This is a genomic window from Planctomycetota bacterium, from assembly GCA_016207825.1.
Taxonomy (GTDB): domain Bacteria; phylum Planctomycetota; class MHYJ01; order JACQXL01; family JACQZI01; genus JACQZI01.
The window spans coordinates 1-26,261 of the sequence record JACQZI010000012.1 but is presented as its reverse complement, the minus strand read 5'-3'; the positions used below and the strand labels follow the sequence as shown (position 1 = coordinate 26,261).

At 44.6% G+C, this 26,261-nt stretch carries 21 protein-coding genes; 2 read left to right on the top strand and 19 right to left on the bottom strand.

Annotation, left to right across the window (positions count from 1 at the left end):
• Positions 1–292: 292 nt before the first annotated feature.
• A complete protein-coding gene (gene lepB, locus HY811_06400; GenBank protein MBI4834430.1) occupies positions 293–1,681 on the bottom strand; it encodes a signal peptidase I in 1,389 nt (462 codons plus the stop codon).
• A gap of 1 nt (position 1,682) precedes the next feature.
• On the bottom strand, positions 1,683–3,497 hold the full coding sequence (gene lepA, locus HY811_06395; protein ID MBI4834429.1) for an elongation factor 4: 1,815 nt from the start codon (positions 3,495–3,497) through the stop codon (positions 1,683–1,685).
• 205 nt (positions 3,498–3,702) lie between these two features.
• Between lepA and HY811_06390 the strand changes: the two genes are divergently transcribed.
• Positions 3,703–4,404, top strand: a complete 702-nt coding sequence (locus HY811_06390; GenBank protein ID MBI4834428.1) for an energy transducer TonB — start codon at positions 3,703–3,705, stop codon at positions 4,402–4,404.
• Between the two features lie 197 nt (positions 4,405–4,601).
• Here HY811_06390 and HY811_06385 read toward each other — a convergent pair whose 3' ends face one another.
• The 13 genes from HY811_06385 to HY811_06325 form a co-directional block, all read right to left on the bottom strand.
• Entirely contained in the window at positions 4,602–7,460 is a 2,859-nt protein-coding gene (locus tag HY811_06385; protein MBI4834427.1) for a hypothetical protein, read from the bottom strand.
• Between the two features lie 77 nt (positions 7,461–7,537).
• Positions 7,538–8,884, bottom strand: coding sequence for a hypothetical protein (locus HY811_06380; protein MBI4834426.1), 1,347 nt, complete (start codon positions 8,882–8,884; stop codon positions 7,538–7,540).
• A gap of 48 nt (positions 8,885–8,932) precedes the next feature.
• On the bottom strand, positions 8,933–9,982 hold the full coding sequence (locus HY811_06375; GenBank protein MBI4834425.1) for a hypothetical protein: 1,050 nt from the start codon (positions 9,980–9,982) through the stop codon (positions 8,933–8,935).
• Between the two features lie 49 nt (positions 9,983–10,031).
• The gene (locus tag HY811_06370) at positions 10,032–11,294 is read right to left on the bottom strand and encodes a hypothetical protein (protein MBI4834424.1); all 1,263 of its coding nucleotides are present in this window, start codon (positions 11,292–11,294) and stop codon (positions 10,032–10,034) included.
• A 190-nt stretch (positions 11,295–11,484) separates the two neighbouring features.
• Positions 11,485–12,498, bottom strand: coding sequence for a hypothetical protein (locus tag HY811_06365; GenBank protein MBI4834423.1), 1,014 nt, complete (start codon positions 12,496–12,498; stop codon positions 11,485–11,487).
• A gap of 66 nt (positions 12,499–12,564) precedes the next feature.
• Positions 12,565–14,739, bottom strand: coding sequence for a hypothetical protein (locus HY811_06360; protein MBI4834422.1), 2,175 nt, complete (start codon positions 14,737–14,739; stop codon positions 12,565–12,567).
• A gap of 102 nt (positions 14,740–14,841) precedes the next feature.
• A complete protein-coding gene (locus HY811_06355; protein MBI4834421.1) occupies positions 14,842–15,087 on the bottom strand; it encodes a hypothetical protein in 246 nt (81 codons plus the stop codon).
• Positions 15,088–15,255: 168 nt separating this feature from the next.
• The gene (locus HY811_06350) at positions 15,256–17,358 is read right to left on the bottom strand and encodes a sigma-54-dependent Fis family transcriptional regulator (GenBank protein MBI4834420.1); all 2,103 of its coding nucleotides are present in this window, start codon (positions 17,356–17,358) and stop codon (positions 15,256–15,258) included.
• A 171-nt stretch (positions 17,359–17,529) separates the two neighbouring features.
• Positions 17,530–18,303 (bottom strand): hypothetical protein, encoded by a 774-nt coding sequence (locus HY811_06345; protein MBI4834419.1) that lies wholly within the window; start codon positions 18,301–18,303, stop codon positions 17,530–17,532.
• Between the two features lie 56 nt (positions 18,304–18,359).
• Entirely contained in the window at positions 18,360–18,713 is a 354-nt protein-coding gene (locus HY811_06340; protein ID MBI4834418.1) for a hypothetical protein, read from the bottom strand.
• A 115-nt stretch (positions 18,714–18,828) separates the two neighbouring features.
• The gene (locus HY811_06335; protein MBI4834417.1) at positions 18,829–19,596 is read right to left on the bottom strand and encodes a trypsin-like peptidase domain-containing protein; all 768 of its coding nucleotides are present in this window, start codon (positions 19,594–19,596) and stop codon (positions 18,829–18,831) included.
• Complete coding sequence (locus HY811_06330) at positions 19,568–19,759, bottom strand: hypothetical protein (protein ID MBI4834416.1); 192 nt, start codon at positions 19,757–19,759, stop codon at positions 19,568–19,570. Before HY811_06330 ends, HY811_06335 begins: the two co-directional genes overlap by 29 nt.
• Positions 19,760–20,329: 570 nt before the next feature.
• A complete protein-coding gene (locus tag HY811_06325; protein MBI4834415.1) occupies positions 20,330–20,479 on the bottom strand; it encodes a hypothetical protein in 150 nt (49 codons plus the stop codon).
• 699 nt (positions 20,480–21,178) lie between these two features.
• On the opposite strand from HY811_06325, the gene HY811_06320 reads away from it, so the two are divergent.
• Complete coding sequence (locus HY811_06320; protein MBI4834414.1) at positions 21,179–22,387, top strand: transposase family protein; 1,209 nt, start codon at positions 21,179–21,181, stop codon at positions 22,385–22,387.
• 279 nt (positions 22,388–22,666) lie between these two features.
• Here HY811_06320 and HY811_06315 read toward each other — a convergent pair whose 3' ends face one another.
• The 4 genes from HY811_06315 to HY811_06300 all read right to left on the bottom strand — a co-directional run.
• Positions 22,667–23,410, bottom strand: a complete 744-nt coding sequence (locus HY811_06315; GenBank protein ID MBI4834413.1) for a hypothetical protein — start codon at positions 23,408–23,410, stop codon at positions 22,667–22,669.
• A gap of 17 nt (positions 23,411–23,427) precedes the next feature.
• Positions 23,428–24,456 (bottom strand): RHS repeat-associated core domain-containing protein, encoded by a 1,029-nt coding sequence (locus tag HY811_06310; GenBank protein ID MBI4834412.1) that lies wholly within the window; start codon positions 24,454–24,456, stop codon positions 23,428–23,430.
• Complete coding sequence (locus HY811_06305; protein ID MBI4834411.1) at positions 24,443–25,882, bottom strand: RHS repeat protein; 1,440 nt, start codon at positions 25,880–25,882, stop codon at positions 24,443–24,445. The genes HY811_06310 and HY811_06305 overlap by 14 nt, the downstream gene beginning before the upstream one ends.
• Before the next feature lie 149 nt (positions 25,883–26,031).
• Positions 26,032–26,261 (bottom strand): hypothetical protein (locus tag HY811_06300; protein MBI4834410.1); only part of this gene is annotated, 230 nt, incomplete at its 5' end.

Genomic DNA, 26,261 nt, shown 5'->3' with positions numbered 1-26,261 from the left:
TTCATTGTGGAAAACTTGTGGATAAAGCCAAGAGCTGTTTTTACGTGCTCTTAATTATTTTGTAGTTATATCTCCTTTATAATTTAAGCAGTTAGGAATTCATGTGCCCATTACCGTTTGGTAACATCCTATCATATTGATATTAAAAGCGTTATACATCATCATTGTTTTAGCATTATCGACGATTATTTTAAATAAGTCCAAATAAAAAGCGTTTTATTTATGTTTTTAACTCATTATAATCATTAAAGTTAGATAAAATATCGTTGTGGAAAACAAAAATACCTCATTTTTATCGAATTATCTTTATATTACGCAGAGGCCAGTAAACAAACAGAGCTTTTCCGAATATATTATCAAAATCTACAAAGGGACAATCCTCTTCTATTGTCTTTTCTTCTATTATCTGGTCTATAGGAATTTTATGCGTATTCCCCCAGATATCCCCACCCTTACCATCAGCCTCTTTATAAACCTCCACATACCCGCTTATTTCCCTGGTGGATGAAGCATCACATTGTATAACCTTCCCGTTTTTAAGGTAGAATGTTTTCATACGCCAGGCGCGGCTATCACGGCTGTTAGGAACATTATCCCCTATTACAAAATATTTATTTCCCCCGATTTCCTGCGTTTTATCCGAGTTATTCGGGCTTAATTCATAATAAATATCACGATACAGGTTAATATCCCGGAAACTTACCTCTGTTTTATATGCTTCAATAGTTATCTGCGGATGAGAAACAACGATATAATCGTCATCCGGCAATTCATTATAATCATATTCACTGATTATTACCCCGTCAAGTTTGATATAAACTATTTTATCATAATTAAGAAATTCCACCAGATGCTGTTTTAACGGGATAAGTTTCTCGTTAATAGAAACTATTTTCTTCCCCTTATATTCCAGATAATTCTCCTGGTCCGTAGAAAGGTGCAGGTTAAACACGCCTGAAAACGTATTCATCTTAACGCAAACGGCACTACTGGTTCCGGAAAGCACGCATTTGAAACCAATCTTTATATCAGTAACCGTATGCTCTCCGGTTATTCCACCACCCCTTCCGATATAATTATCCTTAATATCGCCATTCAATTCCAAGCTAACCTTACCGTCCGGGCTTTTATTCGCATAAAGCTTTAATTGGTTATTCGTTATTTCATACAATTCCGTTGAAGAAGGCAACGCCCATCTTTTCTTAATGCTGTCTGTCACGGGAACCCAGCTCCAAACAGGCAGCCAGATAGATTCCTGGATATCCAAAGGCTTACGTGCTATTTTATATTCACTCTCTCCTTTCGGCCGGTAATACATATTCCCATATTTTGTTTTTATTTCTTCATTAGGAATCCCGACTACCCGTTTAATGAAGTTCTTGGTCCGGTCAAGAGGGTATTTAAAAAGGATAACGTCATACCGTTCTATGGGACTTATCAATAACCTGAATTTATCCGCAATAATCCTATCACCGGTCCTGGGGTCACCCCTTAAAGTAGGTTCCATTGAAGCGCTAGGTATTTTAAAACCGTCTATACAAAAACACCGGATGGTCATAGCCAGGACAAAAGCTATCAGGAATATTTCTAAATTACTCCTAAACCACTCAAGTGTCTGGTTCAGTTTATTGCCATCGCCGGCCGGAGTCACATTTATCTCAACCGATCCATTAGATTCCATTTTAATCCTCTTTCGTTGAAAGCACGGAAAGAAAAGCCTTTTGCGGTATTTCCACTCGCCCGATACTCTTCATTTTCTTCTTTCCTTCTTTCTGTTTTTCCCAGAGCTTGCGCTTCCTGGTAATATCTCCTCCGTAACACTTGCCTGTCACGTTCTTGAGGTACGGCTTGATATTCTCTCGGGCGACAATCTTTTTACCGATACCCGCCTGCAGGGCAACCTCAAACAGGTGCCTGGGAATTTCTTTGCGAAGTATCTGCAGTATCCGCCTGCCTTTAGCCTCCGCCCCATCACGGTGGATAATGACGGATAACGCATCCACTTCAACCCCGGCAACCAGTATTTTCAATTTGACCAGATCAGCCACTTCGTAACCCATAAATGAATAATCCATGGTCCCGTAACCGCGCGTAGCTGACTTCAGCTTATCGTAAAAATCATAAATGATTTCCGCCAGCGGGATATCATAAGTCAGGATTACCCTGGTAGAACTGATATATTCCGTGCGGATTAGCCTGCCGCGCCTTATCTCGCATAAATGCATCATGGTCCCTATGGTATCCGAAGGAATGATAATGCTCATTCGCACAACTGGTTCCCTGATTTCCACCAAAACGCTTTCATCAGGAAATTTTGCCGGATTATCTATCCGTAATGTTATTATCCCTCCGGCTTCCCGTACCAGGATTTCATAGGTTACGTTCGGGGCGGTTTGTATAACCTCGACCCCTTCTTCTCTGTTTAAACGTTCCTGTATGATTTCCATATGAAGCAACCCTAAAAACCCGCAGCGGAAGCCGTACCCCAATGCCTCCGAAGTTTCCACTTCATACTGGAAAGAAGAATCATTCAGGCTCAATCTTTCCATCGCCGTCTGTAATTGCTTATACGTGCTCTGGGTGGAAGGATAAATCCCGCAGAAAACCATCGAGATGGGGTCTTTATATCCGGGAAGCGCCTGGACGCCTTCCTCTTTTTTCAAGCCTATCGTATCGCCGATTTTCACATCCCTGATATTTTTAATTCCGCTTATGACGTAGCCGACTTCACCGGCCTTAAGCTCTTTGCATGCAACCATCTTAGGCTTAAAAATGCCGACTTCTTCCACCTTGAATTCATGCTTGGCATTAAGCATGATAATTTCATCTCCCTGTTTAAGTATCCCGTTAACGACCCGGACATAAACCACCACGCCCCTGTAGGCGTCATAAACAGAATCGAATATCAAGGCCTGGGTAGGATTCGCCGCGCTGCCGCGCGGGGGCAGCACTTCTTTGATAACTCTCTCCAGCACTAACGCCACGTTTTCACCGGTTTTGGCGCTTACCAGTGTTATTTCTTCCGGCTTAATGCTAAGGACATTTTTCATTTCCTCCTTGACTTCTTCGGAATGCGCCAGAGGTGCATCAATCTTATTAATCAAAGGAATGAGCTGGAGGTTGGATTCTATGGCCAGCAGTGTATTGGCAACTGTTTGCGCCTGGACGCCCTGCGTAGCATCTACCAGGAGCAATGCACCTTCGCAGGCTTTGAGGCTGCGCAAAACCTCGTAACCGAAGTCAACGTGGCCGGGGGTATCGATAAGGTTTAAAAGATATTTCTGGTTGTTATATGTATAATCCAGTGAAATGGCTTTGGCTTTTATGGTAATTCCGCGCTCCCGCTCTATTTCATTGTCATCCAGGAACTGATTCCTGAATTCACGGGCAGTAACCGCACCGGTCAACTCCAGGATACGGTCTGCCAGGGTGGATTTCCCGTGGTCAATATGCGCGATAATACAAAAATTGCGTATATTGCTTATCGGAACATTCATAAGTCGTTAATTTAAGCAACATATCATGTTATTGTCAAAAGATATTGGCTTCGTCGTGACCCCTCACCTATTTGGCGTTAGAAACTTTTCTGATAAATTTGGAGGGTTTATCAGAACCAAATAGGTGCGGGGCGAACGGCTTCGAAGCCATCGCAGTTTTTTACTTGACCTTTTTGGGATTTTGGGATATTATTGTTTTAATAATATGCAAAGAGCGAAAATATTCGGGAAATCCAAGCCGTGGCTGGTTTCTTTTGTGATACACGGATTGTTTTTAGGCTCGGTTATTTTACTTTCCGGCCATGGTGCGGTATCAAACGGGCCGGTAATATACTCTTCGAATATCAACCTGCAAGCGCCATCACAGGAAACTTTGATAACGGAAACGCATTTCCCATCGTTTTTTAACGATAACCTGTTTGAGGAGGTAAAGAATATCATTGTTACCGAAGAACCCATTGATATTTCTTCCGATATGCCGACTGATTTTATAACCGACCTTACTGAAAAGAATAATATACCGGATGCGATTGCTGTCTATGTCCCCTCTGACTCCGCTTACAAACGCCTCGGCCCCAAAAAAGAGCTAAAACCAACCCCCAGGCAGGAGACTGCTACAACGCTATTTGTTCCGGCAAAACCGTTAAATGATTCGGCTGTCAACAAGGCGCCGGTTTATCCCAAAAAAGCGCGTGAATTAGGGCAGGAAGGGCTGGTCCTTTTATCCGTGGAAATATCCAGGGAAGGCACTGTATCGAAGGTCGAAATAATTAAATCTTCCGGTTATACCGTTCTTGACGAATCAGCCATTGCCACTATCAAGACATGGAAATTCACGCCTGCCATGATAAACGGTGAAGCGGTTGAATGCTCCATCAAGATCCCCATCAGGTTTAAACTAACTTAACAATAAACTTTTTGGTCATATTTTAGTCTTCGGGCCACCATCCCTTTTAGAACTTTGTCTTGGTCTTATTCGAAATCCTAACCAACTCGGTTAGCAATTATACCCGAATTTATTGGAATATCAAAACAGGCGATTAATTTTTATGCTGAATTGTTGGATTTTAATAACAGAAACAATTATCTTTATTTCTATCTGATTTATTTCTTTAAAGGCAAGAATTCAGCAGAAACAACTGCTTGAATCTTATCGCCTTCCTTGCGCTTACCCGCGTCAATTATTACCACATTATCAAGCGGTAATAATTTTAATCCTTCAGTAGCCGATTTAACTTCTGGTTTCTTGATAAATTCAGGAAGTAAACATCCTACAGGCGGTCCCCCATAATCCTGCCGGAATTCCACCTCAATGGTAATGGTAATTTTGTTGTTTTTCTTATCAAATTTAAGGGTTTGGGTATAAGGCGGTTCAATTTCCTTGGCAATACGGACTTCCCAGGCCGGGTCTCCATAAAATACCGTGCTGTGGCAACAAACGGTAGGCGCCTTGGTGAAATCTGCCGCGACCTGATGCAGGTAAACCGATTCCGCATAGGTAAACTGTCCCTGGAGCGCCATAAAGTAATTGACAATATTCCAGGCATAACAGGGCTGTCCTTGCGGCAGGGTATGGCCGAAAAACTGGTTGGTTCCATTATGAATCCATGCCAACGCCATACAATCCATATCCGCGATATGGCCAATATAACAATTACCGGGTGAAAAATATATTTTTGAATTAGTGGTGCTGATGGGATAGATTTGTTTGGCAAGATCATATCCAAATAATTTACCGCCCTTGGATAAGATCATCCCGTTCGGGTAACTGTAACCAATCTGCCAATCGTGTTCAGTAGCGTGTCCACTGGTGGACATCATCTGGTATTGATTGGTATTCAGGATATCTACGAAAGACTTGGTGGTATCATCCGGTCCTTTTTGCTTTTCCACTGGTTTACCAGGTACCTTAACGGTCATCGCGTTCTTTTCGCCCTCGGAAAACGCCAACCCCTCATTGAAATAATCAAGCCAACCACCGCCTATTCCGCTTAAGGCCTTGGTAATATTAAGATTGTCCGCCTTTGCCATCCGCAGGCAATCCTCGTAATTATAGCCGGTAATGATTCCCCAGATAGCATCTTCATAGGGATCTTCATCCAAATCGCGCATCATCTGCTTGGCGTGGAAGATGAATTCACGCGAGACCTCGGTCGGCTGGGCGATAAATGCCACATACTTAGGCGTATATTGTATCAGCTCTTTCATTAATGACGTGGGATCATTACCTTCATAAACAAACACTTTCGCATTGTATTTATCCGTAAAGGCTGTTACTACGTTAATCCAATTTACATCATCCTTAGTGGCTTTACTAACGAGAATGGCGTAATCTATTTTAATCCGCTCAGAAGGGTAATCTAAAAACGCGCCGCTTGCCTTTAGTATTTTCTTGTAACGTGGCTCTTCCCGGATATTATCCAGGTCAGAATCTTTCTTCAGATGGGCGAAATCATCCCAGCCAGCCTTGATTGATTTTTCCAAGTAATCTAATGCTTCCTGTTTATCACCCCTCAGCGAACAGGCGCATGCCATATTATACAAGCTGTTGACATCATTGGGATTATCTTTAAGGATCTCAAGAAAAACCTCTTTTGCCTCTTTAAACTTTTTAGCTTCCAGCAATTGGACAGCCTTTTGTGCCAGCAAGGCGCGTTTTTCCTGCGGGTCGGATGCTTCTTCGATTGTACCATCAGGCTTAGGTATTAACACCTTGAGTACAAGAGCAACGTTAGCTTTTGTCCAAACCATAAGACGATAACGGATATTACAACCGACCTTCGGAAAAACCACCATGCCCTCATTATCCGACCGCGCTCCGGCAACCGGCCTCCACTCGCCGCTGTTATATATCGCCAGCCAAATCATCGTATTGTGCGGGTTGTGCGAACATTTCATATCAATGACATCGTTGTAGCGTTCGGTTTTATCAACCATCGGCTTGGCGATAAGATATTTTTCTATAGAGGGAGGGTAGACTTCATCACCTTTTAAAGATAGGTTACGGAAAGTTTCACCGCCTTCTTCGCCAGGATAAACCCAGTAAATTTTAGCTGCCTTTTTCTCTTTATGGTGGATAAACCGGCGGAAGTATTCCGGGTCAGTGGGCGAACCACCCTGGCCGGAGTCAATATCCAGCCACTCTTTGGTAAAGGGATCATAGACTGCGGCCCAGGTATGATTATCGTTTACCTCCGGCCACCAGACAGCCCTCACGCCGGTGGCAGCAATGCCGTAAGTGCGCAGGATAGCAATCAGCGTATTGGTCTGGTCTGTACACCGCCCGGTCTTGGCTTTAATCGCCTCAATCGGGTTCATATCCGGCATCCCGCGCGGCGCGTAAGGGACGTTTTTGCCCACCCATTCAGTATTAATCTTATAAAGCATTTCCTTGAAGCTTTGGTCTGCAGCTTTATGGTCTTTCCCATTAATACGTTTGGCGAATTCATCTACGATTGCCCTTAACTCGGCATGATTCCAGAAATAAGAACGCCAATCAACCAATTGTTCGGTAGTGGCGCGATAAGTCAGGACAAAGCGACGGAAGGTATCTTCATCCAAGTCGCCGGCCCATGGAAAGGTTTGCCGTGCCTGATAGCCCAGTTTGACATTGGTCAGAAGCAAATCCGCGGTGATATTTGACGCATCCGGTATTGCCTTATCCATACTCGGAAAGAAATAACGGTAACCGGTTTGGCTAACCAGGAAACCAAGGGCAGGGCTGTATTTTCCCGGAACGCTCTTGATGGCGGTGATTAGCTGCGGCTTATTGTCGCCGGCTACCTGGAAGGCGCGCTGGACTTTTTCCCGGTATTCATCAGGCACTAATTTAAGAGCCTCCTCATCGCTTAATGGGTTGCCGGTATCCGGCTTTATAGGCCAATCCTCCTTGCTAACACCCGCGCAACTTGCTAATAAAGCGACCAAAACGAACAACATTATTTTACCACACAATTTATTCATAATTTTATCCTTATTTAAATTTATCTGTATTTCACGGGTTGTGGCAGAAAAAGGTTCGTTTTCATTATCAATAAAGTTTAATCCTGGATGATTTGATCGTTAGGCTTAGAATTCAGCACAAAATCTTTGAACTCCTGTTCTATTTCTTCCATTGGTTTCCCGATGCAATCCTGCAAAAGCTTGGGCCCATCCAGTTTATTCTTAGATGCCAGACACATATCGATAAAGCTTTGTAATAGCCTTTTTTTATAGAGATAGCATATCAAAGAACGCGCCTCCGCAAGTGTTACCGAATCCGAGCACTGTTTCATTTTAGCGAACTTACTCAAAGGCGGGTAGTTGCCGCTGCGCACGGCGTTTTGGATGGAGGGCAAACGCCAGTTGTTATACCCAAAGGTTACACTTCCCATATCCAAATCAACTGTTGGCTGCTCAAAGAAAGAAGCAAACCCTTCATTAAGCCAATCATCAGGAAACCCGCCGAAATTGATATCGATATAACCATGGGTGATTTCATGAAAAACTGTCCCTATACCTGAGCCGGAATAGGTATACAATGTCTTTTCCGAAGGATAATATACTCCCATTGCCTGGCGATCCTGGGGCATTTTTTGGGCAAACTCATTCTGTCCAGAAAAATATACCATCAAAAAAGTTGTCTTTAGCTCTTTATTAAAATATTTTTTGTATACTTCGTTATAAAAACCGGCCATGTATCGTGTTACTTCTTCGACCTCATTTTCGGCGGTGTTGCAGGCAATGATATGGCCCGGGATATATCTCATTTTAAAAGTTATCCCAAACCTGGTTTGAAGTTTTTGCTTGTATTCTTCAAGCAATTTATTCACTTCATTTTTAAATTCTTCTTCTTTAAGCCATTTGCCATTGAATTTAAAGAACCCTTTTTTGAGCTGGATTTCATCCTCGGTCATCCATTGCCCTTCATACTTTTTATAACCGAGCTTTTCCCTGGCCTTTTTATGGTCAGGAAAAATTCCCATTGCCTTGCGGTATTCGGAAGCGGCAAAATCGTTCTTTTTGGATTGCTCCAGCCATGCGCCTAAGGAACAAAAATTATCGGCTATTTTCTCCCTGGCGCCGGACAATTTCTTATGATATTCTTCTGATAACTTATCATAGCCTTCCGGCTTAACGGACTGAATAGTTTCTTCAAGTCCTTTTTTAGCTTTGGAATTACCGGGCTCATAAATAAGAGCCTCCTTGTAGCTTGCTTTCGTTTCTTCCGATAGGTTATTCTTTTTGCACCAATCCGCCAACTTTATAAGTTCTTCGGCGTTTTTCTTATTTGTCGCCTTTAGTTTGTCCTGATATTCTTTTATAAAATTGTTGCCCGCTCCGCTGGCCAATAAAACAATCCCGAATAAACAGGCAAGTATCAGATTTTTAGCTTTTGCTGTTCGCATATTCATTTCCTTAATCATTCCTGCCTTTCCCTTCAAGCCCGGTTTTTATTACTTCTTGGTTTCCCTGGCATTCTTAGCCAGTTTGGCATCGACCAGGAAGTTGGCAACCAGCTGATACATGGATGAATTCCCTTTATCATCTTTAAACCCCAATGCCTGCATATAAAAATGGCTGATAACATGCATTATCACCCCTCGTTTATTGCGTTTTTTGATATAATCGCTTGACCCTTTTTCATAACCGCTGAATACGGGATTATATTCACCTCCGCCATATGTCCAGCAAACAACCACTTCGTTTTGCTGGTATTTCTTTTTCATACCTTCATCGCCGACAATGAGCACGGTAATCTCAGCAGGCCTTTCCAGCTTAAAATATTTGAATCCTGTATCAAGGACCCACTTAAAATCACCTGCTTTCTCAGGAAAAACATCTCTCAAGAAAATATGTTTTTCCATCTTTTCTTTCGGTTTAACGGAAACCTGCTCTTTTTCCTGCCCCCCGCCCATGCCACCGCCCATGGTCGGCTTGCCGATACCCATTGTTTTCAGGTAACCGGGCGACACTTTGCGTATCACCGTATCCAGGCACCAATCGGTGGTAAACAAATATCCGCCTTTGGAAAGAAATTCTTTTATCCGATTGGTATCCGTTGAATTCAAATCTTTCACGAAACAGTTGCATAAAATCGCCGCGACATCTTTGAAATCATATTTTTCTATCTCGCTTTTCCGTAAAGGCGTATAGGGAATCTTTAAAGCCGTCAGGACTTCCTGGACCTTATCGGAGTATTGATCAGGATCTTTCGGATCAGCCCCTAAAACCAAAATCTCTTTGGCTTCAAGCCTTGCCATGGTTGTCAAATCCGCTTTCCGGGATACCGTCATCCTGTCAAGCACGTCTTGGGCAGGCTTGTCTCCACCTTTGGTTTCGGCATCATCTTTGGGGCTTTCTTTGGGTTCGTCTTTTTTATCATCGTTTTTTGATTGTTCCCCAGAACTCTCTTTTTCATCACCATCTTTTGCCGGTAATTCACTATTTAAAATAAATCCCGCCATTATCAAAAAAAAAACTAACAGCAATACAATATTACGCACAAGCCCTCCTTTTTACTGCCATAAACATTGCATTAACAAGTATAATTAATCAGTTGGCAATATCAACCCTTGCCGTAAAATACATATTAGCATCTTCTTTTTCCGTCAGTGTTTCCAGAAGCGCACTCAGGCTGTATTCGACTTTCCCGGAGAATTTTTCCGTCCCGTTGACGACCACGGTAACCGGTTTGGAAAGGTTAACCAACTTTTCGTTCAGGAATACGGTTATCCCACCTACATTTTGCGTGGTTATCTCTATACGGTTATCCGCTTTTATTTCGGCGTTTATCGTCACACCGCGGAACGGCTTATCGATTTTGAGCCAGTAAAAGTATTTTTTGAATTTATCCAGCGGTGTCCAGGCAACGATGGACGGGTAAGGATTGCGCTTAAATTGCTGGAGCCATTTGCCTGTTTCACTGTGTTCTTTTGCGCCCGGAACAAAATGCCCCTGCCCGGGGTATTCCTTGTATTCAAAAACATAGCCCTTGGGTTTTTCTGCCTGGAGTTCTTTCAACGCGTCGCGCATCATTCGCGATGTTTCCAAGCGGTCAAAATCCGTATCCTGCTGCCCGATATTAATGCTGATGGGGGTATTGTAAAGGCTGTGCATGATGGCTTTAGCGTTATTGCCGTCTGTTCCGCCACCGAAGCCAAAAAGCCCTGCAAAATAATCCGCGTTAATGGCGCCGACAATCGGGGTTCCCCATCCGCCCATGGAATAACCGCCCAGGTAGACTTGGTTGGTATCTACGGGGTAAGTGCGTTTGAATTCCTTAAGCATTTCTATCACGGAAAGGATTCCGCTTGTTTCAGCCCAGCCTACGGGCGAATTATCGTCCAGGACGCGCGGAACAAGTCCGGCTGGGATGCGCAATTGTTTTACGAGGTCCTTTGCCTGCGCCCATCCTTGGTCGTTTATTCCGGATACATTTCCGCCCCCGTGGAGGTAAATAATGAGGGAAGAAGCCTTTCCCGCGGGTTTACCGTTTATAAAATATTTAAGCTGGTATTGTTTGGAATTCAGGATTGTTTCCGGATATTTGCCGCATTTCGCCTTTTTATTTATGTTATCCCAGATAATCTTATACCATTTTTTTACCTCATCGCTTTTTATCACGTCTGATTTTTTGATTTCTGTCAATAATTCCATCCGGTTACCATCGTTATCCGCGGCAACATATTGCGCGATAAGTTTTGGCAGCGGTGTTTGGTTTTCCGAAGGTGGATTTGATTCAGCCTGTACCAGTAAAATGCTCAAAAACGCTATTACAATGATAAGCAAACCTAAAATTTTAATGCCTTTTTTCATGGTTATTACTCCTATCATTTTACAGTTTCTATTTCTATTAGCCAACAAAAATATTCTTTCCGCCAGAAACAGCACGCCGGCTGTCGGGCAGGGCGGGATGTGATTTGGTATTAGGATACGCCAACACATGTTGCATTTTCAAATTCAAGATAGCTAGTATCATCTATTTCCACTCCCGCCCTTCCTTATTTTATTTTTTCTTGGATTTGCTTTGCTCGCGCCAGAGTTTACTTAACCGGGCATCAATCAGGAAATTAACCAATAGTTGATACATTGAACAGTTGGCATCCACATCGGGATTACCGTCAATACGCTGGTTATAATGGTTTGCCACATGGAGAATCACGCCTTTTTTAGGGCGCTCTCTCAGGTAATCACCCGAATCATCCTTGTAACCGCTGAATTTTGGGTTATATCCTTTGGCATTGGGGTCAAGGCACCAGGTTACCGCGATAATATTGGAACCGGCTTCCTTCTTCAGGGATTCCGGGCCGACCACCAAAACGGTTACGTCATTAGGCTTTTCAATCTTGAACATACGGGCCCCTTTCCTGAACATCCAGGGCAACTGTGTTTGCCCTTCAGGAAAAACAGTCCGCAGGAAGATATGTTCTCCGGACTTTTCAAATGCGTTTATCTGCACAGTATGGTCTTCCGCCTGGGTAATGTTTCCGGCTTTCAGGTAACCGGGGCAGACTTTTTGCAGGAAAAAGTCAAATGCCCAGTCCGTGGTAAATATATAACCGCCGCTCTCCAGAAATTTCTTGACATTATCACTCGCCTTTTGCCTTAGCGTAACTTCGGTGCAGTTTACTACCATGACCGCTGCCTTGGAAAGGTCTTGTGTTTCCAGTTCCTCATGGTTTGTCAGGGTATAGGGCAGTTTAAGCGCATTCATGACATCCTGCAAATGGTCACGGATAAATGTATTTTTATCCTCGGGTGTTTTGGCATCCACGAGTAAAATATCTTCCTTGGTCAATTTTGCGACCGTGGTCAGGTCTATTTTACGTTTGACGGACATTGTTTCGTAGACCTTTTTGGCAGAATCGTCACCGCCCTCAGGTTTGGCAGGCTCTTCTTTGTTTTCCTCAGCATAAGAAAACATGATATGGCCGCTTTCAAAAACCCGGCACGTGAATATCAAGACAATACCTGAGAGAATAATCGCCACGGCCAAGGACGGCAATTTAACACTCGTCATACTAATCCCCTTCTTTAATTTGGCAATAATAACGGGCCGCTTCAAATTAAATTATTTACGGCACTCTTACGGAGGGACTCCAACGCAAACAGCATCCTCAAATTCCAAATAACTACTATCCGCTATTTTAACACCGGCACGTTGCCCGCCGCCGATATCGCCGGATAATTTATATACGATATAATAGGTTTTGGGAGCGGTCGTTACCTGCCAGCGGTTCATATTAAGCCGACAGGTGCCGTTGGTAAAAACTCCTTTACTGATAAGAGTATCCCCGCTATCCCACAAACCGTTGTTATTCGCATCGCACCAGACCTGCACTTCTATCTTATTATCAGGGCAGGCTATATTAGTATATGCCTTCACTCCTTTATCTATCCTAAACCTCTTCCAGCGGGCTGTCCCCTCTATAGTCTTCATCTCAAACTTTACATGAGCTATCGATTGCCCCATCTGCACGGATTGACCGTTAACCAAATCCGTCCAGTTGGAGGTATCAACTATAATCCCACCGGCGATATAACCTATATTCCAATCAGATAAAGTCGGAGTTTGGGTTATCTCTGATGTGGAAAAATTAGCCCGGAGTTTAATAGGAGTATATTTAGGAAGGATATTTGCCAGATCTGTCCCGGAAGCAACATTAGAACATAAAACAGTTCCATTATAACCGTGCAAGACATCCACGGTAAAAATCGTATTGGCGGGCGTTGTTCTAGTATAGGTCAAAACACCCCACGAAACCAACCCGTCAGGGCTGATTATTGGAGAAACATAATTACCGGACAGTAAATAAATATTAAGAAAGGAACCTGAATGAACTGGATTGGTTGTCCCTGATGGAGCACTTTCATATTCTACTCGAATATAACCGTTACCACCCGTCCCATAAGTCGTTCCGCCGGTGGCAACAACCAGGTTTACCCCTAATGTCAATGTCCTGGCGAGCAGTTTAATGGAACCTCCCGCCCCGCTGCCGCTTTGGGTAGTGCCCGCATTAGTAGTTCCATTGTTACCCTTTGCAAAAATCCCTCCTGTTACATTAATATTATTTGCCGCTATATAAATAACACCTCCACCATTTGCCCCGACAGCGCCTGCCGTATTATTTCTTCTTCCGCCTGAGGCGGCACCGGCGCTTCCAAAATACATTTTGGATAGGCTTGCGATTCCATAAATTCCGCCGCCGCCGCCATTGCCACCAGCTTGCCCTGAACCATTCCCTCCTAAACCGCCATTAGGATTTGTTCCTGTTGCTCCGCCTGCCCCTCCTGTCCCGGCTGAACCAGCCGTGGCATGTCCGCCGCCACCACCGCCTCCACCAGTTGGGGAGGAACTGCCATCGCTGCCTCCGCCACCCCCGCCGCCGCCGCCGGGTGTGCCCGCTACGCCTCCGGCAGAAGCGCCATCGTCTGTCCCGCCACCACCGCCGCCTCCCTGAAGCTGGGTGCCTGGCGCAACAATATTGATGCCGCCTCCCACCGCCGTGCCGCCATTGCCACCGCTGCCATTATAAGTCTCACCCCCGCCGGCAGAAGTTCCGGAAAATCCACCTGAACCGCCCCGATACCCTTTTCCTGAAACATCAATCGTGCCGGTGACGGTAATCGTTCCGGTCGCGCGAAGATATAACACACCTCCTTTAGCTCCGTCAAAAGCATTACAGGTAAGAGTATGGCCAAGACTGACCGTTACGCTAGTATAATTCGGCACACGCTGGACCATTATCTTTTGTATAGCAGAATCGCCGTAGTCTTTGGTTAGTGGCGTATCTAATGTAAGAGTGTTAGCGGCAATATTACTAATCCGCTTGGTTTCATAATTTCCCACATTGGTATTATCAGCCGAAGTCCCCTTAAGGTTAATAATAACTATCTCATCGCCGATTGCCAATCCGGCCGGTGCGCTGCTTAAAGTAATAGTTGCATTACCGGTATTTATTACACCGGTCGTAGAAAAATTAACCGCGTCAGCCGTGCCGCGCCCGCAAATAGAACCCGTGTTAAGATTATTGCTGCCTGTTGTATTGCCTGTTCCATCTGCCCCGTTACCGTTATCAAGGCTATATTGAATAATGACACTATTATTCGAGTCAAATGGAATGGTAGAGTTAAAAGCGCCTGAAGAGAAGGTAGTCTCGGACCAAATCTCGGAATAGGCACGGCCCACCACAAATAGACCGAAAAGGATTATGATAATCCCCAAATCCCTGATTTTCCGGTTGCCTGTTTCACTTTTCATAAAACGCCTCTTTTTTATATTGCCGTTTTATTCCAGCCACCCCGACTTTTGCCTTGTGGCGGCCCCATTCTGCCGAAGGCCCCTGTTAATCGGGGGGTCCTCCTAACGAAACGGAGCGGGGCCTTTATATTTGTTTCGCCGCCAACCCGTCAAACACCCATTCTTAAAGAAATAATGTTCCTTAGAATTAGTTTGCGGCAAGATATAGATCCATTCTTCGGAAACCGGGCCGAAATCTTTTTTAGGCTTAAACCATTTAGCCGCCGGCTTGCCGCGTAACATAACGATATCGTCCGTGGCAAGCGGAGGACAGGCAAATCCGGCTTTGGCAGTTTTATAGTTATTCATATTTTTCGATATACATTAAAATATATAGCAAATATCGTGCCAAACAGCGGGAAAAGACGATGAACCGATAAAACACGCCAACCCTAATCAAATCAAGGCGTTAGGACAGAATAGCTTAAATCGAAGTAAATGGTCTTAACAAGTGGTGTAAACTGCGGTTTACAGCCGTTACCGGCTAGTAACATCCGGGATGGTGATTTTTAACCGGCGGATTTTTTTATGCAACCCGACACGGCTGCAGCCAAGCAAGCGGGCGGCTTTGGTGACATTGCCCTGCGATTTGGCGAGAGCCTCTTTGATAATGTCCTTTTCAGAATTTCCCATCAAATCCTTAAGGTTCGTTTTACCGCTTCCCAACATCAAAGCCTTCCGGGAATAATTCTGGATAGTTTCTAAAAGCATTGTTTCCGTAATAGTTTTAGTTTCAGGGTATAAAACACAGATGCGTTTTATTTCGTTTTCCAGTTCCCGGATATTGCCGGGCCAGGAATAGGCGGTGAGGAATTGCAGAGCCGAAGAAGAAATTTCAGGCAGGTCGTTGATTACCCCGCCCCACTTTGTTTCCCGATAGAATCTGGATTGATCGGGAATCCCCCTGTGGGAAACAGGTTTCCGGTTGTGGATTAAAACCGGAGCATATTTCCGGAGGAAATGCCGGATTAACAATGGAATATCGCCTTTGCGTTCACGTAAAGGAGGAAGATTTATTACGATAGTGTTAATCCGGTAAAAAAGGTCTTCACGAAAGAGTTTACTCCCGACCAGCTGCTCGATAGGCTGGTTACTGGCAAAGATAAAACGGGTGTTAACCGGGATAGGTTTCTGGGCGCCGAGACGCCAAACGAGTTTTTCTTCCATGACACGCAGGAGTTTTTGTTGCATGGACGGAGACATATTAGCAATCTCATCAATAAAGAGCGTTCCGCCGGAGGCGAGTTCAATATAACCTTTTTTATCTTCTTTGGCGTCTGTGAAAGCGCCTTTGGTATGGCCAAAAAGGGTTGTTTCTATAAGTGTCTCCGGAAGCACTCCGCAATTAAATGGTAAGTAGGTTTTGTTTGTGCGATGACTATGTGAATGGATGGCATTAGCGATAAGCTCCTTTCCGGTTCCCGTTTCCCCCTGGATTAAAACGGGTAAATCGGTAGGCGCAGTCTTTTCTATCAGGTTATAAACTTCCTGCATTGCGGTAGACGTGCCGATAATGATTTGTTTGTTCGGCGAAGCCTCGTAACGATGGGTAAGGATATCAACAAGCGGCTGGCACGCATATTCACCCGTGGTTTTAGATGACTCCAGTTGGCGGAAAAAAGACTCGAATTCACGCGTCTTTTCATAAAACCAAATTGTGTTCAATTTATTTAAGGAAGGCCTGATTCGTTTTTCTATCTCTTCAGCTTTTTCAGGCATCTTACTAAGGGAATAACATCTGCTTAAGAAAAGGCTGGCTTCGCAAATAAGGTCATTAAGTTTCAGCCTGCGGGCATTTTTAAGGATATTATTCAAAAGCCAAATAGCGTTACTTAACTTGTTTTCCAAAGCATCAATCTGGGCAATGTGGATTTGTGATTCCAATACCCACTTAGATAATTCCATATCCCCGGCAGATTTAATGGCTTCCTGAAACGCCTCACGCCCTTTAATATAATCTCTAGTCTGGATAAAATACTCTCCTTTGAGGTGCTGGTATTCTGCAGACAACATTTCTTCTGAAGCAACCATCCTGCTTAAGGGGAGATAATCTTCAACCAGCTCCTTTACTTTTTCGTAATTCTTATGGTAGAGATAGCAGTATCCCAGTCCGACCAGGTTATAAAGGTGCTGGAATTCGCCCATCGGATGAAAATCATTGCCGTATTTTTTATAATATTGCTCCACTTCGTCAAAACGTTTCAGGGCTTGATTCATATTCCGGATAGCCGAAAGGCAAAACCCTATCTGCTGGACCGCATAGGCTATATATGCAGAGTGCATCTTATTCTTCAAGGCCACGGCATACGCTTTATAAAAATTATCCAGGGAGCCGGATAATTCCGTTAATTGGAAATAGACCATTCCTATACGGCAATATAAAGAGTGTTCTTCCTGGGGTGTATAAGACAAGCGAGGAAGTTTTTTCACGGCAATTTCGCCGTGGCGTTTTGCTTCAACCCAGTCTTTTTTCAGTATGGCGGATTTGATTTGCTCCAGATAACCCGCCAGACCGTGTGACCCCGTACCCCGATGCTTTCGGGATCCGGGCTGGTCGGATAAGGGTTCTCGTTTCGGCATAAATATATTTATACAAAGAGAATCGGCAATTGTCAAGCTGAAAAAGAAATGAAACAACTCCATTCGCTGAGCGAAGCGGAAGGGAGCGCCCCAACTTATATTAGGAACTTGTCCCGAACAAAGCCGGAGGACGCCCCCATCGCTGCCCATTCCTCACTACGCGCTACAGGTCTACACCCGGCTCACCTGGATTTCCAGATACAACTGCTTGTTGGCCTTGACGAAATCCACATGGGATGCCCCGCCCGTAACAAAGCTTTCCAAACCGAGTGCCGGGTCAACATACCGCTGGACTAACTGGTTAATCTCCGTGTTGACGGCAGAAATCGTGCTGTCGTCCAGGCTTGACCTTAAAACGGCCCCGCCGGCTTTAATCAGCCTCTGGCCCAGTGCGGCGCGCAAATCGCTTTCCACCCCGACAGGGCAGATGCGGTAAGGGCCGCCTTCGGAAGTATCGCCGGAACGCAGTTCGCGGATGATTTTGTTCTCACCCGTAATCCAGAATCCCGCCACCGCCGCCGGTCCCAAACCCAGCTTTTTGAATCCGGTCAAAGGCAACGTCCTCTGGGCAATGCCTTTGAGGTAACGTTGAACCGCGCCTGCCACCCGTTCCTTGAACTTAACGGCCCCGTTTTCAAACATGGCTTGCCAGTTCGCCTTGAACTTCTCGTAAGCCCGCTTGATATTAGCCGCAAACTTGGCGGTAATTGCCGAAGCCGGCAGCCCTTTTTTGGAAACGTAGCCCGGATTGGGATAGGATTGGTATTCCTGTTCCGCCCTTTGCGCGATAGTATCAAGGAATGCCTCTTCGGTAGGAATGCGGTCGAGCATGCGCTCATCCATCCTGCCTGCCTTGGCATCGAGCCCGCTGTTCCAAAAAGCGCCTATCTCCGGGTCGGCGGTTTGGGTTTCGTCTATCGCCATTTTCAAATATGTCTGTCTCATCTTTCTCACCCCCTTTCTATAATTCAAGTATTAATGATTAAAGAGCAAAAATATCATTATCTGCGGCTTTCCAACTCCTGAATCAAATCCCAGTAGCTATTCCGGAAGCCGTCGTGCGTGCCATATTCTCTTTCCAGTTCATCCCACATGACCAGCATCAGCACCTCCACGATTTGAGGACGCAAGGACGGTTTTTCTTTATCCAACCTGAATAACGCCTCTTTAACCGGCAAGGTCTCCTCCGGACGTGACTGCCGGAAGAAAACCATGAGAGCGGTAAGGCTCCGAAATTTGGAAAGCGCTTTTGTGTGCTCTTTTACCAGGGCAAAACTCTTTTCATAGAGCCTCCGCTTTCCCATTAAATGGATGGACAGGTATTCGTAGGTGTTCAACTCGTCCGGTCTTTTCATAACTCTCACCCCCTTTCGCTTTCACCACAAAGGCATCCCGTTCCTTCGGTACGGGACTCCCTATCAATTGGGTATCCCGCTACGCACAGCGGAGCGGGGCAAAGAACACAAAGGCTTAGTGACTTGGTGTCTTGGTGGCTGAATCTAAAAACTCATATATTGTTTGTATAGGAACTATTCCCGCCATCGTAGTAACAAGCTGATTACCGCATAGCCGAACCCATACCGCAATTCCAATCAGTTCATGAGTATCTGCCGTGTAGACCGGCCCCCCGGAGTTTCCCGGTAGAACAGGAGCGGTGATTTCTACTGAATCAAAGTTGATAGCTGAGATTATTCCTGAAGACGGTCTGGGATTTAAGCCTAACGAACACCCGACTACATAGACCGGGGCAAACAGATAATACCTATAGTCCCTATCTGCTAATGCAGCAGTTTTTAGATTATAGTTGTCAGCTTTCAGACTAAGCAATGCCAGGTCTTTGTTTGTGTCTGTTAATACAACGGAAGCAGTAATCGTGGTAAAGGTAGTATTGCTATAATCATAGAACGTAATGCTTACTTCTGCATATTTTCCAACCACATGCGCAGCAGTTAATACAAATAGTTCAACCGTTGAATTGTTCAACTGTTCACGAGTTTCTTTTGAACTATTAAGCTTTTGCCCTGAGGTCCCGAGACCTTCAGGATCTAGGGAAACTATTGAACTCTGAATCACAACGCCAGACCCTATTCCATTGGCAGTTGTGATTCTTACTGTCGGGTAAAGCATCTCGTCATATTCCCGTTGATAAGGGTTGTTACCCGTTTCTAAGGGCCGAATGATGATCACACCTGCCTGGCTGGCAGACAGGTCAGGCGGCAGTTCCGGCGGCTTGGTCATCCACGCCGTAAACCAAATTCCCCCTATCCCCAAAACCAGTATAACCATTAATCTGTGCAATCTGTGGCTCAACATAACTCACCTCTCTTTCGGAGGGTGCTGACTGCTCGCTACTCCCGCCAGAGGCGAGGCTCGCCCTTTCGGGCGGCACTACTTCCGCCATAGGCTGACCCGCCTTTGGCGGGCACCACTTCTCCCAGTCCCTCCACTATATAGGAGTTTGTCTTAAGTTTTGGACAAAAAAAGGGTGCGCCTAATTCCCAACCCTTTAAAAAACAATAAGATAGAGATTTAGATATTTTAAAGCCGGTGGCGATTTTTGGACAGAATAGGGGTTAATTTAAGCCGGAAAGATAGGGCTTTTTTACCTTTAGGGCAAGCACATAATAAACCTTGGAGCGTGAACAATCCATCTGGGATGCGGTTTCATCTATTTCGCCTTTATTATGGTAAAAAGCGATGATGATATCCCTGTCTTTGGCTTTTAAGCGGAGTGTTATACGGGTAATAAGGGCGATGATTTCCCTGGTGGTAAAAGAGGTGTGCCCTTCGTCTGTAACATGGACAAGCCATGAATAATCATGCCGGATAGTTTTAAGGATATTAGCCAGCCGGCATTTGGAAATATCGCATTCCCGGCAGGTCTTGCGCCATCCGAAATTATTATAATATAAGCAATGGATTACAGATAAATCCTCGGGCAGATGGATGATTATCCGGGCAACTAGATATGTTATTTCCCTGACAGTGAAGGGCTGTTTTTGGTGTGCAGGCTTCCCGTGGAAGCACAGGTTATCCTGTTCATCCTGATAGGAGTATCCGTCATCCCCATCATAATCGTGCTTGGAGTCATAAAAGCGGTGCGTATGTCATTACGGCTCACCTCCGTCCATTCTATGTAATATTAATCGGGCGTCCCCCGTCCCGACGTCACGTCGGGGTGGTAGTTCCAGCGGCTTTCCCTTCTTTTGAGCTATTGAACAATTAAACTTTTAAACTCTAATACTCCTTCCATATATACTACAACTGAACTATAGAAAAGTTTTAAGAAAAATGAAAAAATGAGCAGAAAAACAAGATTTCTTAGGGCATAATGGGTATGGTCGACCAAAATAAGGGGGTTAGGGCGGGGGTACCTCCCCTCCCCCTGCCGGAAACAAGGGGTTTTATTGCCGGCCAAAAGGCATGTGTTCTTAAGGAGCGAGGCGTTATCTTGCCTTCTGTAATGGGGCTGATCGCCGGGCATAATCCGGTTAATTATGGGGTACAAAAGCTGTTATTGCCGGATATGAACCGTGTGTATTGAGGATACAAGATGCGTATTTATCGGCCTCTTGCACACCCTTTTTGCCCTGCAAATATACCCATCATAGCGGGCGGATACGGTATAAATGGACGGCGAGGCGTTATCTTGCCGGGCAAGATGGCGGTATTCATGGCTGGAGAGGGCTATATAAACCTGCGGCATCCATAGGTGTACGAAGGAAGCGCGATTCATAGCCTTTATCGGGCTGGTTGGCAGGAAATTATTTGGGGCCGGTAAATCCGTGTGGTAAAATACTGTTTTAATAAGGAGTTTTTTATGTTAAAAAGGTTATTGATTATCCTGACTTATCTCGTGGATTATTGGGCCGGCTGGATTTTTTATTATTTCAGCCAGCTTATCGGAAAAACCTTCAGGCTAATTGAATCTGCCAAAACTGTATTCTTTACCCCCTCGCCTTATCTGTCAGAACTCCATTATTTGAAGCAGGAAGTGCGGCGGCTTAAATACGCCAACACCCTGATGAGGCAGGAACTGAATAAAGCCAAGGCCAAACGCCTCTGCCTCTGTAAGAAACTGCAAATAATCTATTTTAAACTCAGGTTTAATATCTCATTGAGTAAAATCAAGGAATATCTACCCATTTCCAAAACCTCTGTCATTAATTACCTCAGGCAATTGCAGAAAGGCATTTCCAATCTGGCATCGCGCAGGCGCATCTCGTATATCTCGCCTTATCGCACGCCGCTATGTATCACCGCGCTTATCTGGGAGATGCACGGGGATAATCCACACTGGGGACGCTGGAAAATAGCTTTTGCAATATGGAAACTCGGAGTATATGTCTCGCCGTCTACGGTGCGTAATATCCTGAATTCACCCAAACCGGATTATCGCAGGCCGGAGAGCCAAGAAGAAAAGATAAAAATGAGGGAAATAATCGGCAAGTATCCGAACCACATCTGGAGCATTGATTTTACCACGGTTTATATCTGGTTTAAACCGTTATATATCCTGGCAGTGATAGACCACTTCTCCAGAAAGGCGATGGTTATTGCCACTACATTCCATCCTACGGCGGAATGGACGATAGATAAGATAAAGGAAACGGCATTGAAATACGGCACTCCGAAACACCTGATTACTGATAAAGGGACTCAATTCACCGCAGGTGATTTTATCCGATACTTAAGAGGCGTGGGGATTACTCATCGTTATGCCTGTATCAGAAGAGCGAATGGGAATAGCAAGGTAGAAAGGTTCTTCCGCTCGCTCAAGTATGAGCTCTTAAATCTATATTTATTCTTCTCCAAGGCAAAGGTAGATAGGCTGTTGAAAGACTATCTGGCTTATTACAACGAATACCGGACGCACGAGGCATTGGATGGACGGGTGCCGAATGATAGGTATTCCCATAAACCAAGAGATAAACCGGATAAGAATGACAAGGCAATTAAAGGAACGGTGGAACGGATTCAATTTGCCGATGGATTGTTAAATGCTTACAGAATTAAGCAAGTAGCTTAGAGCGAAGAGCTTGAAATAGCCATATTTTACTATAGGCGGGAGCAGTTTATCCGAAAGGCAAATAAACCCGGTTATTTAAGGTTTAAACAGACTACCTCCCACTCTCCAATAACCAATTTCTATCATTTAAGACAAGAATTACCAGAAATGAAAGCGTAATAAGCAGATTTTAGGTGGCCAAGCTATGTCTTAACAAATACACTTAAACCCAAAGCATTATAAGTATATGAGGCGGCCGAGGCGCTGTTATAGGTGAAGTTGGTCAAGCGGCGCGCCTTGTCATTTGGTCTGAATATATTCACCATTTTTCAATTCAAATATAGCTTCTCTTTCCTTATAAGTATCATATTCAATGTTACATCTAATAGAATAAACTTTTTTATCATCCTGGCAGAAAAACTCATATAATCCGCTTTCGCCGATGCCGACCTTAAAGAATTCTTTAAAAGCTCCATTTTCCCATTTATAAATGAATAAGGTTGAGCTCCTATGGGCTTGAGCATAAAGAATTATCTCATCTTTTCCATCCATATCAACATCTAATGTTCTAATATATTTTAAGTATTGTGCAGACGGTATTTTTAGTTCGCTTAACGTAAAGTCATCCCCTTCTTTATGAACAACCAAACAGCCAATCCACTCAAAATTCAGCCAATCCCCATACGGGAAAATTATATCTTTGGTAAAACCGTCAGTCAGGCTTGCGTATAACCAATACTTAATAAGAGGCTCTAACCCAGAAAGGTATGTTTTCATTAATTGCGCATCGTTTTTTACATTATCTAAAACAGCTTTGATTAAATCCTTATAATGCTCAGGATAATAAGCACTATAGTATTTATCTAAATCCTCCTTTTCTTTTTTCGTGCCATCTTTAAGTATTTTTATTATTTCTTCGACATGAATTTTATTGTTCTGATTTTCTTTTCGGCCAGCGCTATTGAGAGTATTACAATTAGCTAAAACCATGCAAACAATAAAAGCACCAATATAAATCAATGTTTGTTTTAAGTTTATTTTCATATCTCTATTTCTCCTCATCACTCGATATCGAATAATTTATAGCCATCAACAGTTTCGCCAGTGCTGAAGATGGTTATTACTTTATTTCTATAAGCTTCCGCATCTGCCCCTGTCCCATTGTATAGTTGAATTGCTTCAGACCATGATTTCCAATCTGAAGTCTTTTTTCCATCTTTAAGAATATTCAGATGTGCTTTATAGAATAACCACCTAATTCCCCATTTTATAGAGTCTTCTACATTTATGGTGCCCTCTGTTAATCCTTTCGGGATATCATAATTAAGTGTAGTTTCCGTTCCATCATCATGCCATTCATATCCTTTCTTATCAGCTCTGCCGGCAAGATTTTCAAGAGCACCTCCTCTAATTACCTGAAGAATATCATTCCCTGCTGCTGGATTATTCCCTAAAGTTGATTCAACAAATGCCATTGCTTTAATGAGACTGGGATCTATCTCTTTATCTCTGTCATATCTCCAATATAAACACCAAAACTGTATCAGGCGATCATACTTGTTAAATTTAGCAGCTTTATATTTTTGGATTCCCGGTATAATGGAGCCGTAGAGCTGAAAAGTGTCACCTGTATACAAAAATGGGTCTTTAATTAAGTCGGCTGGTGATGAAGAACCAAATTCTTTCCCTTTATAAATAAGGGTTAGTACATTATTAAAATCGCCGCCTATTCTTTTAAATAGTTCACTTAATCTATCCCCGTGTTCAGCTATAGCCAGTATGTCAAAATTGTTGTTAGCTAATTTAAGTTGCCACAACCCCCACGGGTCTACATAATTCCCCGGATTATTATCGCAATACGTATACAGGTTGATTCCGGCTTCATACCCAATCGGGTCTCTCCGGGTAAATCGTCCCCAAGTTGGACGATACTGGCGTTCCCGGCTATGCTGTGTCCCGCTCTCGCTATCCCATTCCCTCCCCGTAAACTTATAGCGTTGAGGCACTATCTCGCTATCCACAATCAGGTCGCCAAATGTCCCGTAGATATAAGTATTCACCACAGATTGAGAAGAGTCAAGCAGGTTCACGACACTGCCGAGGCCGTCCTGCAGGTACCAGCCCGGCGGTAATATACACCCGGTAACTGTTCGGGCCGAATATATCGTAGAACACGTTCGCGCCATCGTAGAAGTAATATTCCGTCGTCCCGTTAACCGTTTTACTGATACGCCTGCCCATGGCGTCTATCTTGTAAGCCGCGCTCGTCCCTGTTGTTGAATACACCGTCTGATGGCCCTCATAATCAAAACCCCATTCCTGCATCACCCCGCTTGCTGTATTGGTTTCGGTAATCAGGCTTCCCGCTCCATTATATTTATCCGTGAAACACACACCGCTTGGATTCGTCCACGAGATGCATTGGTTCGCGTTATTATAGGCGTATAGGGTCGTCTCTCCGCTGTTTTTGGACATGCGCGTCCGGTTGCCGGGTTCGTCGTAATAATAATCCGTCTGCAAGGTCATCCCGCCGCTCACCAGGGTTTCCGTAATCAGCCGGTAATTGGCATTATAGGTATAGGTAAATGCCCCGCTGGAGCCGCCATTATACCCCGCCATGGTCACTCGATTCCCCACTTTATCATGCGTATAAACAAAGGAAGAGATTAAGGCCGAGGTTGAGGTTGAGTTTGAGACTAAGGTCAGCCATCTGGTCGTGCTGTCATAAGTATACGTCACGGTCGCGCCGTTGACGAGTGTTTCCTTGGTGCGCTGCCCCAAGGCGTTGTAATCATATCCAGAGATATTGCCGGGCATGCCCGCAATCGCAATGCTTTTCAGGCGCCGTGCCTTGTCATAGGTATAGGTTACGGTGCTTCCGCTCTGGGAAAGCGTCTTTCTCACCCCATCGTTATAATAGCTATAGTCTATCGCCATAGCCGGATTATACATGTAGTCCGTCACCTTTGTCAAGCGATTTAGCGAGTCGAACTCGTTTGCCGTTGAGGTATTGGTATCACTTATGTTGATAAGGTTGGAAACCGCATCATAAGAAGTTGATACCGTTGATAAGTTGGGATAAGTCTTGGTAATCATCCGGTTGATATTATCAAAGGCATACTGGATATTCACTCCCGCCCCGTCTGTTCTGCTGGTGACATTCCCATTGGCGTCATAGCCGGTATACGTGGTATTGGTGATTACCCCGGTGGGATTCGTGATGTCATATCCGGGCTGGTCGGTGCGCACTAAGCGGTGCTGGTCGTTATAGGTGTAAATGGTCGGCACACTCGTCCCGCCTTTGGTATAAGTCAGCGAGGTCATGAGATCCTCCACGTTATAGCCATAGCTCACCACGTTATTCAATGCGTCTGTCGTTGTCGTCAATCGTCCGCTTATGTCATAGGCGTTGGTCGTGGTGTTGCCATTGGCGTCATAGGAATTGGTGGTCTCAGTGCCGGGGGTGCCGGTCACGAGACGTTTTATGAGGCTGAAAATGAAAGCGATAAATCCCATTACTTCAATTATATCAAGTGGTTACATCCAAGTCAACAATAAATATACATCTAAAGAAAAGGGGCGCATTTGCCCCGCCTGCCTGCTGCAGACAGGCCTGACGGCGAGGCAGGAACTACGCCCCTTAACCTTAGCCTTTTTCTAGTGACCTACACCTGGCTAACCTGGACATCCAGCCGGAGCCGTTTTGACGCATCAAGGATGAGATCCACGTGGGTTATACCGGCCGTCGTAAAGTACTCCAATCCCAGTGATGGGTCAACGAATCCCTGGACAATCCGGTTGGTGATGGTATTCTGCTCGGCGATGACGGCCGCGTCATAGTTGTTCTTGACTATGTTCGCTCCCGCCTGGACAAGCCGGTGTTCCAGAGCCGCTT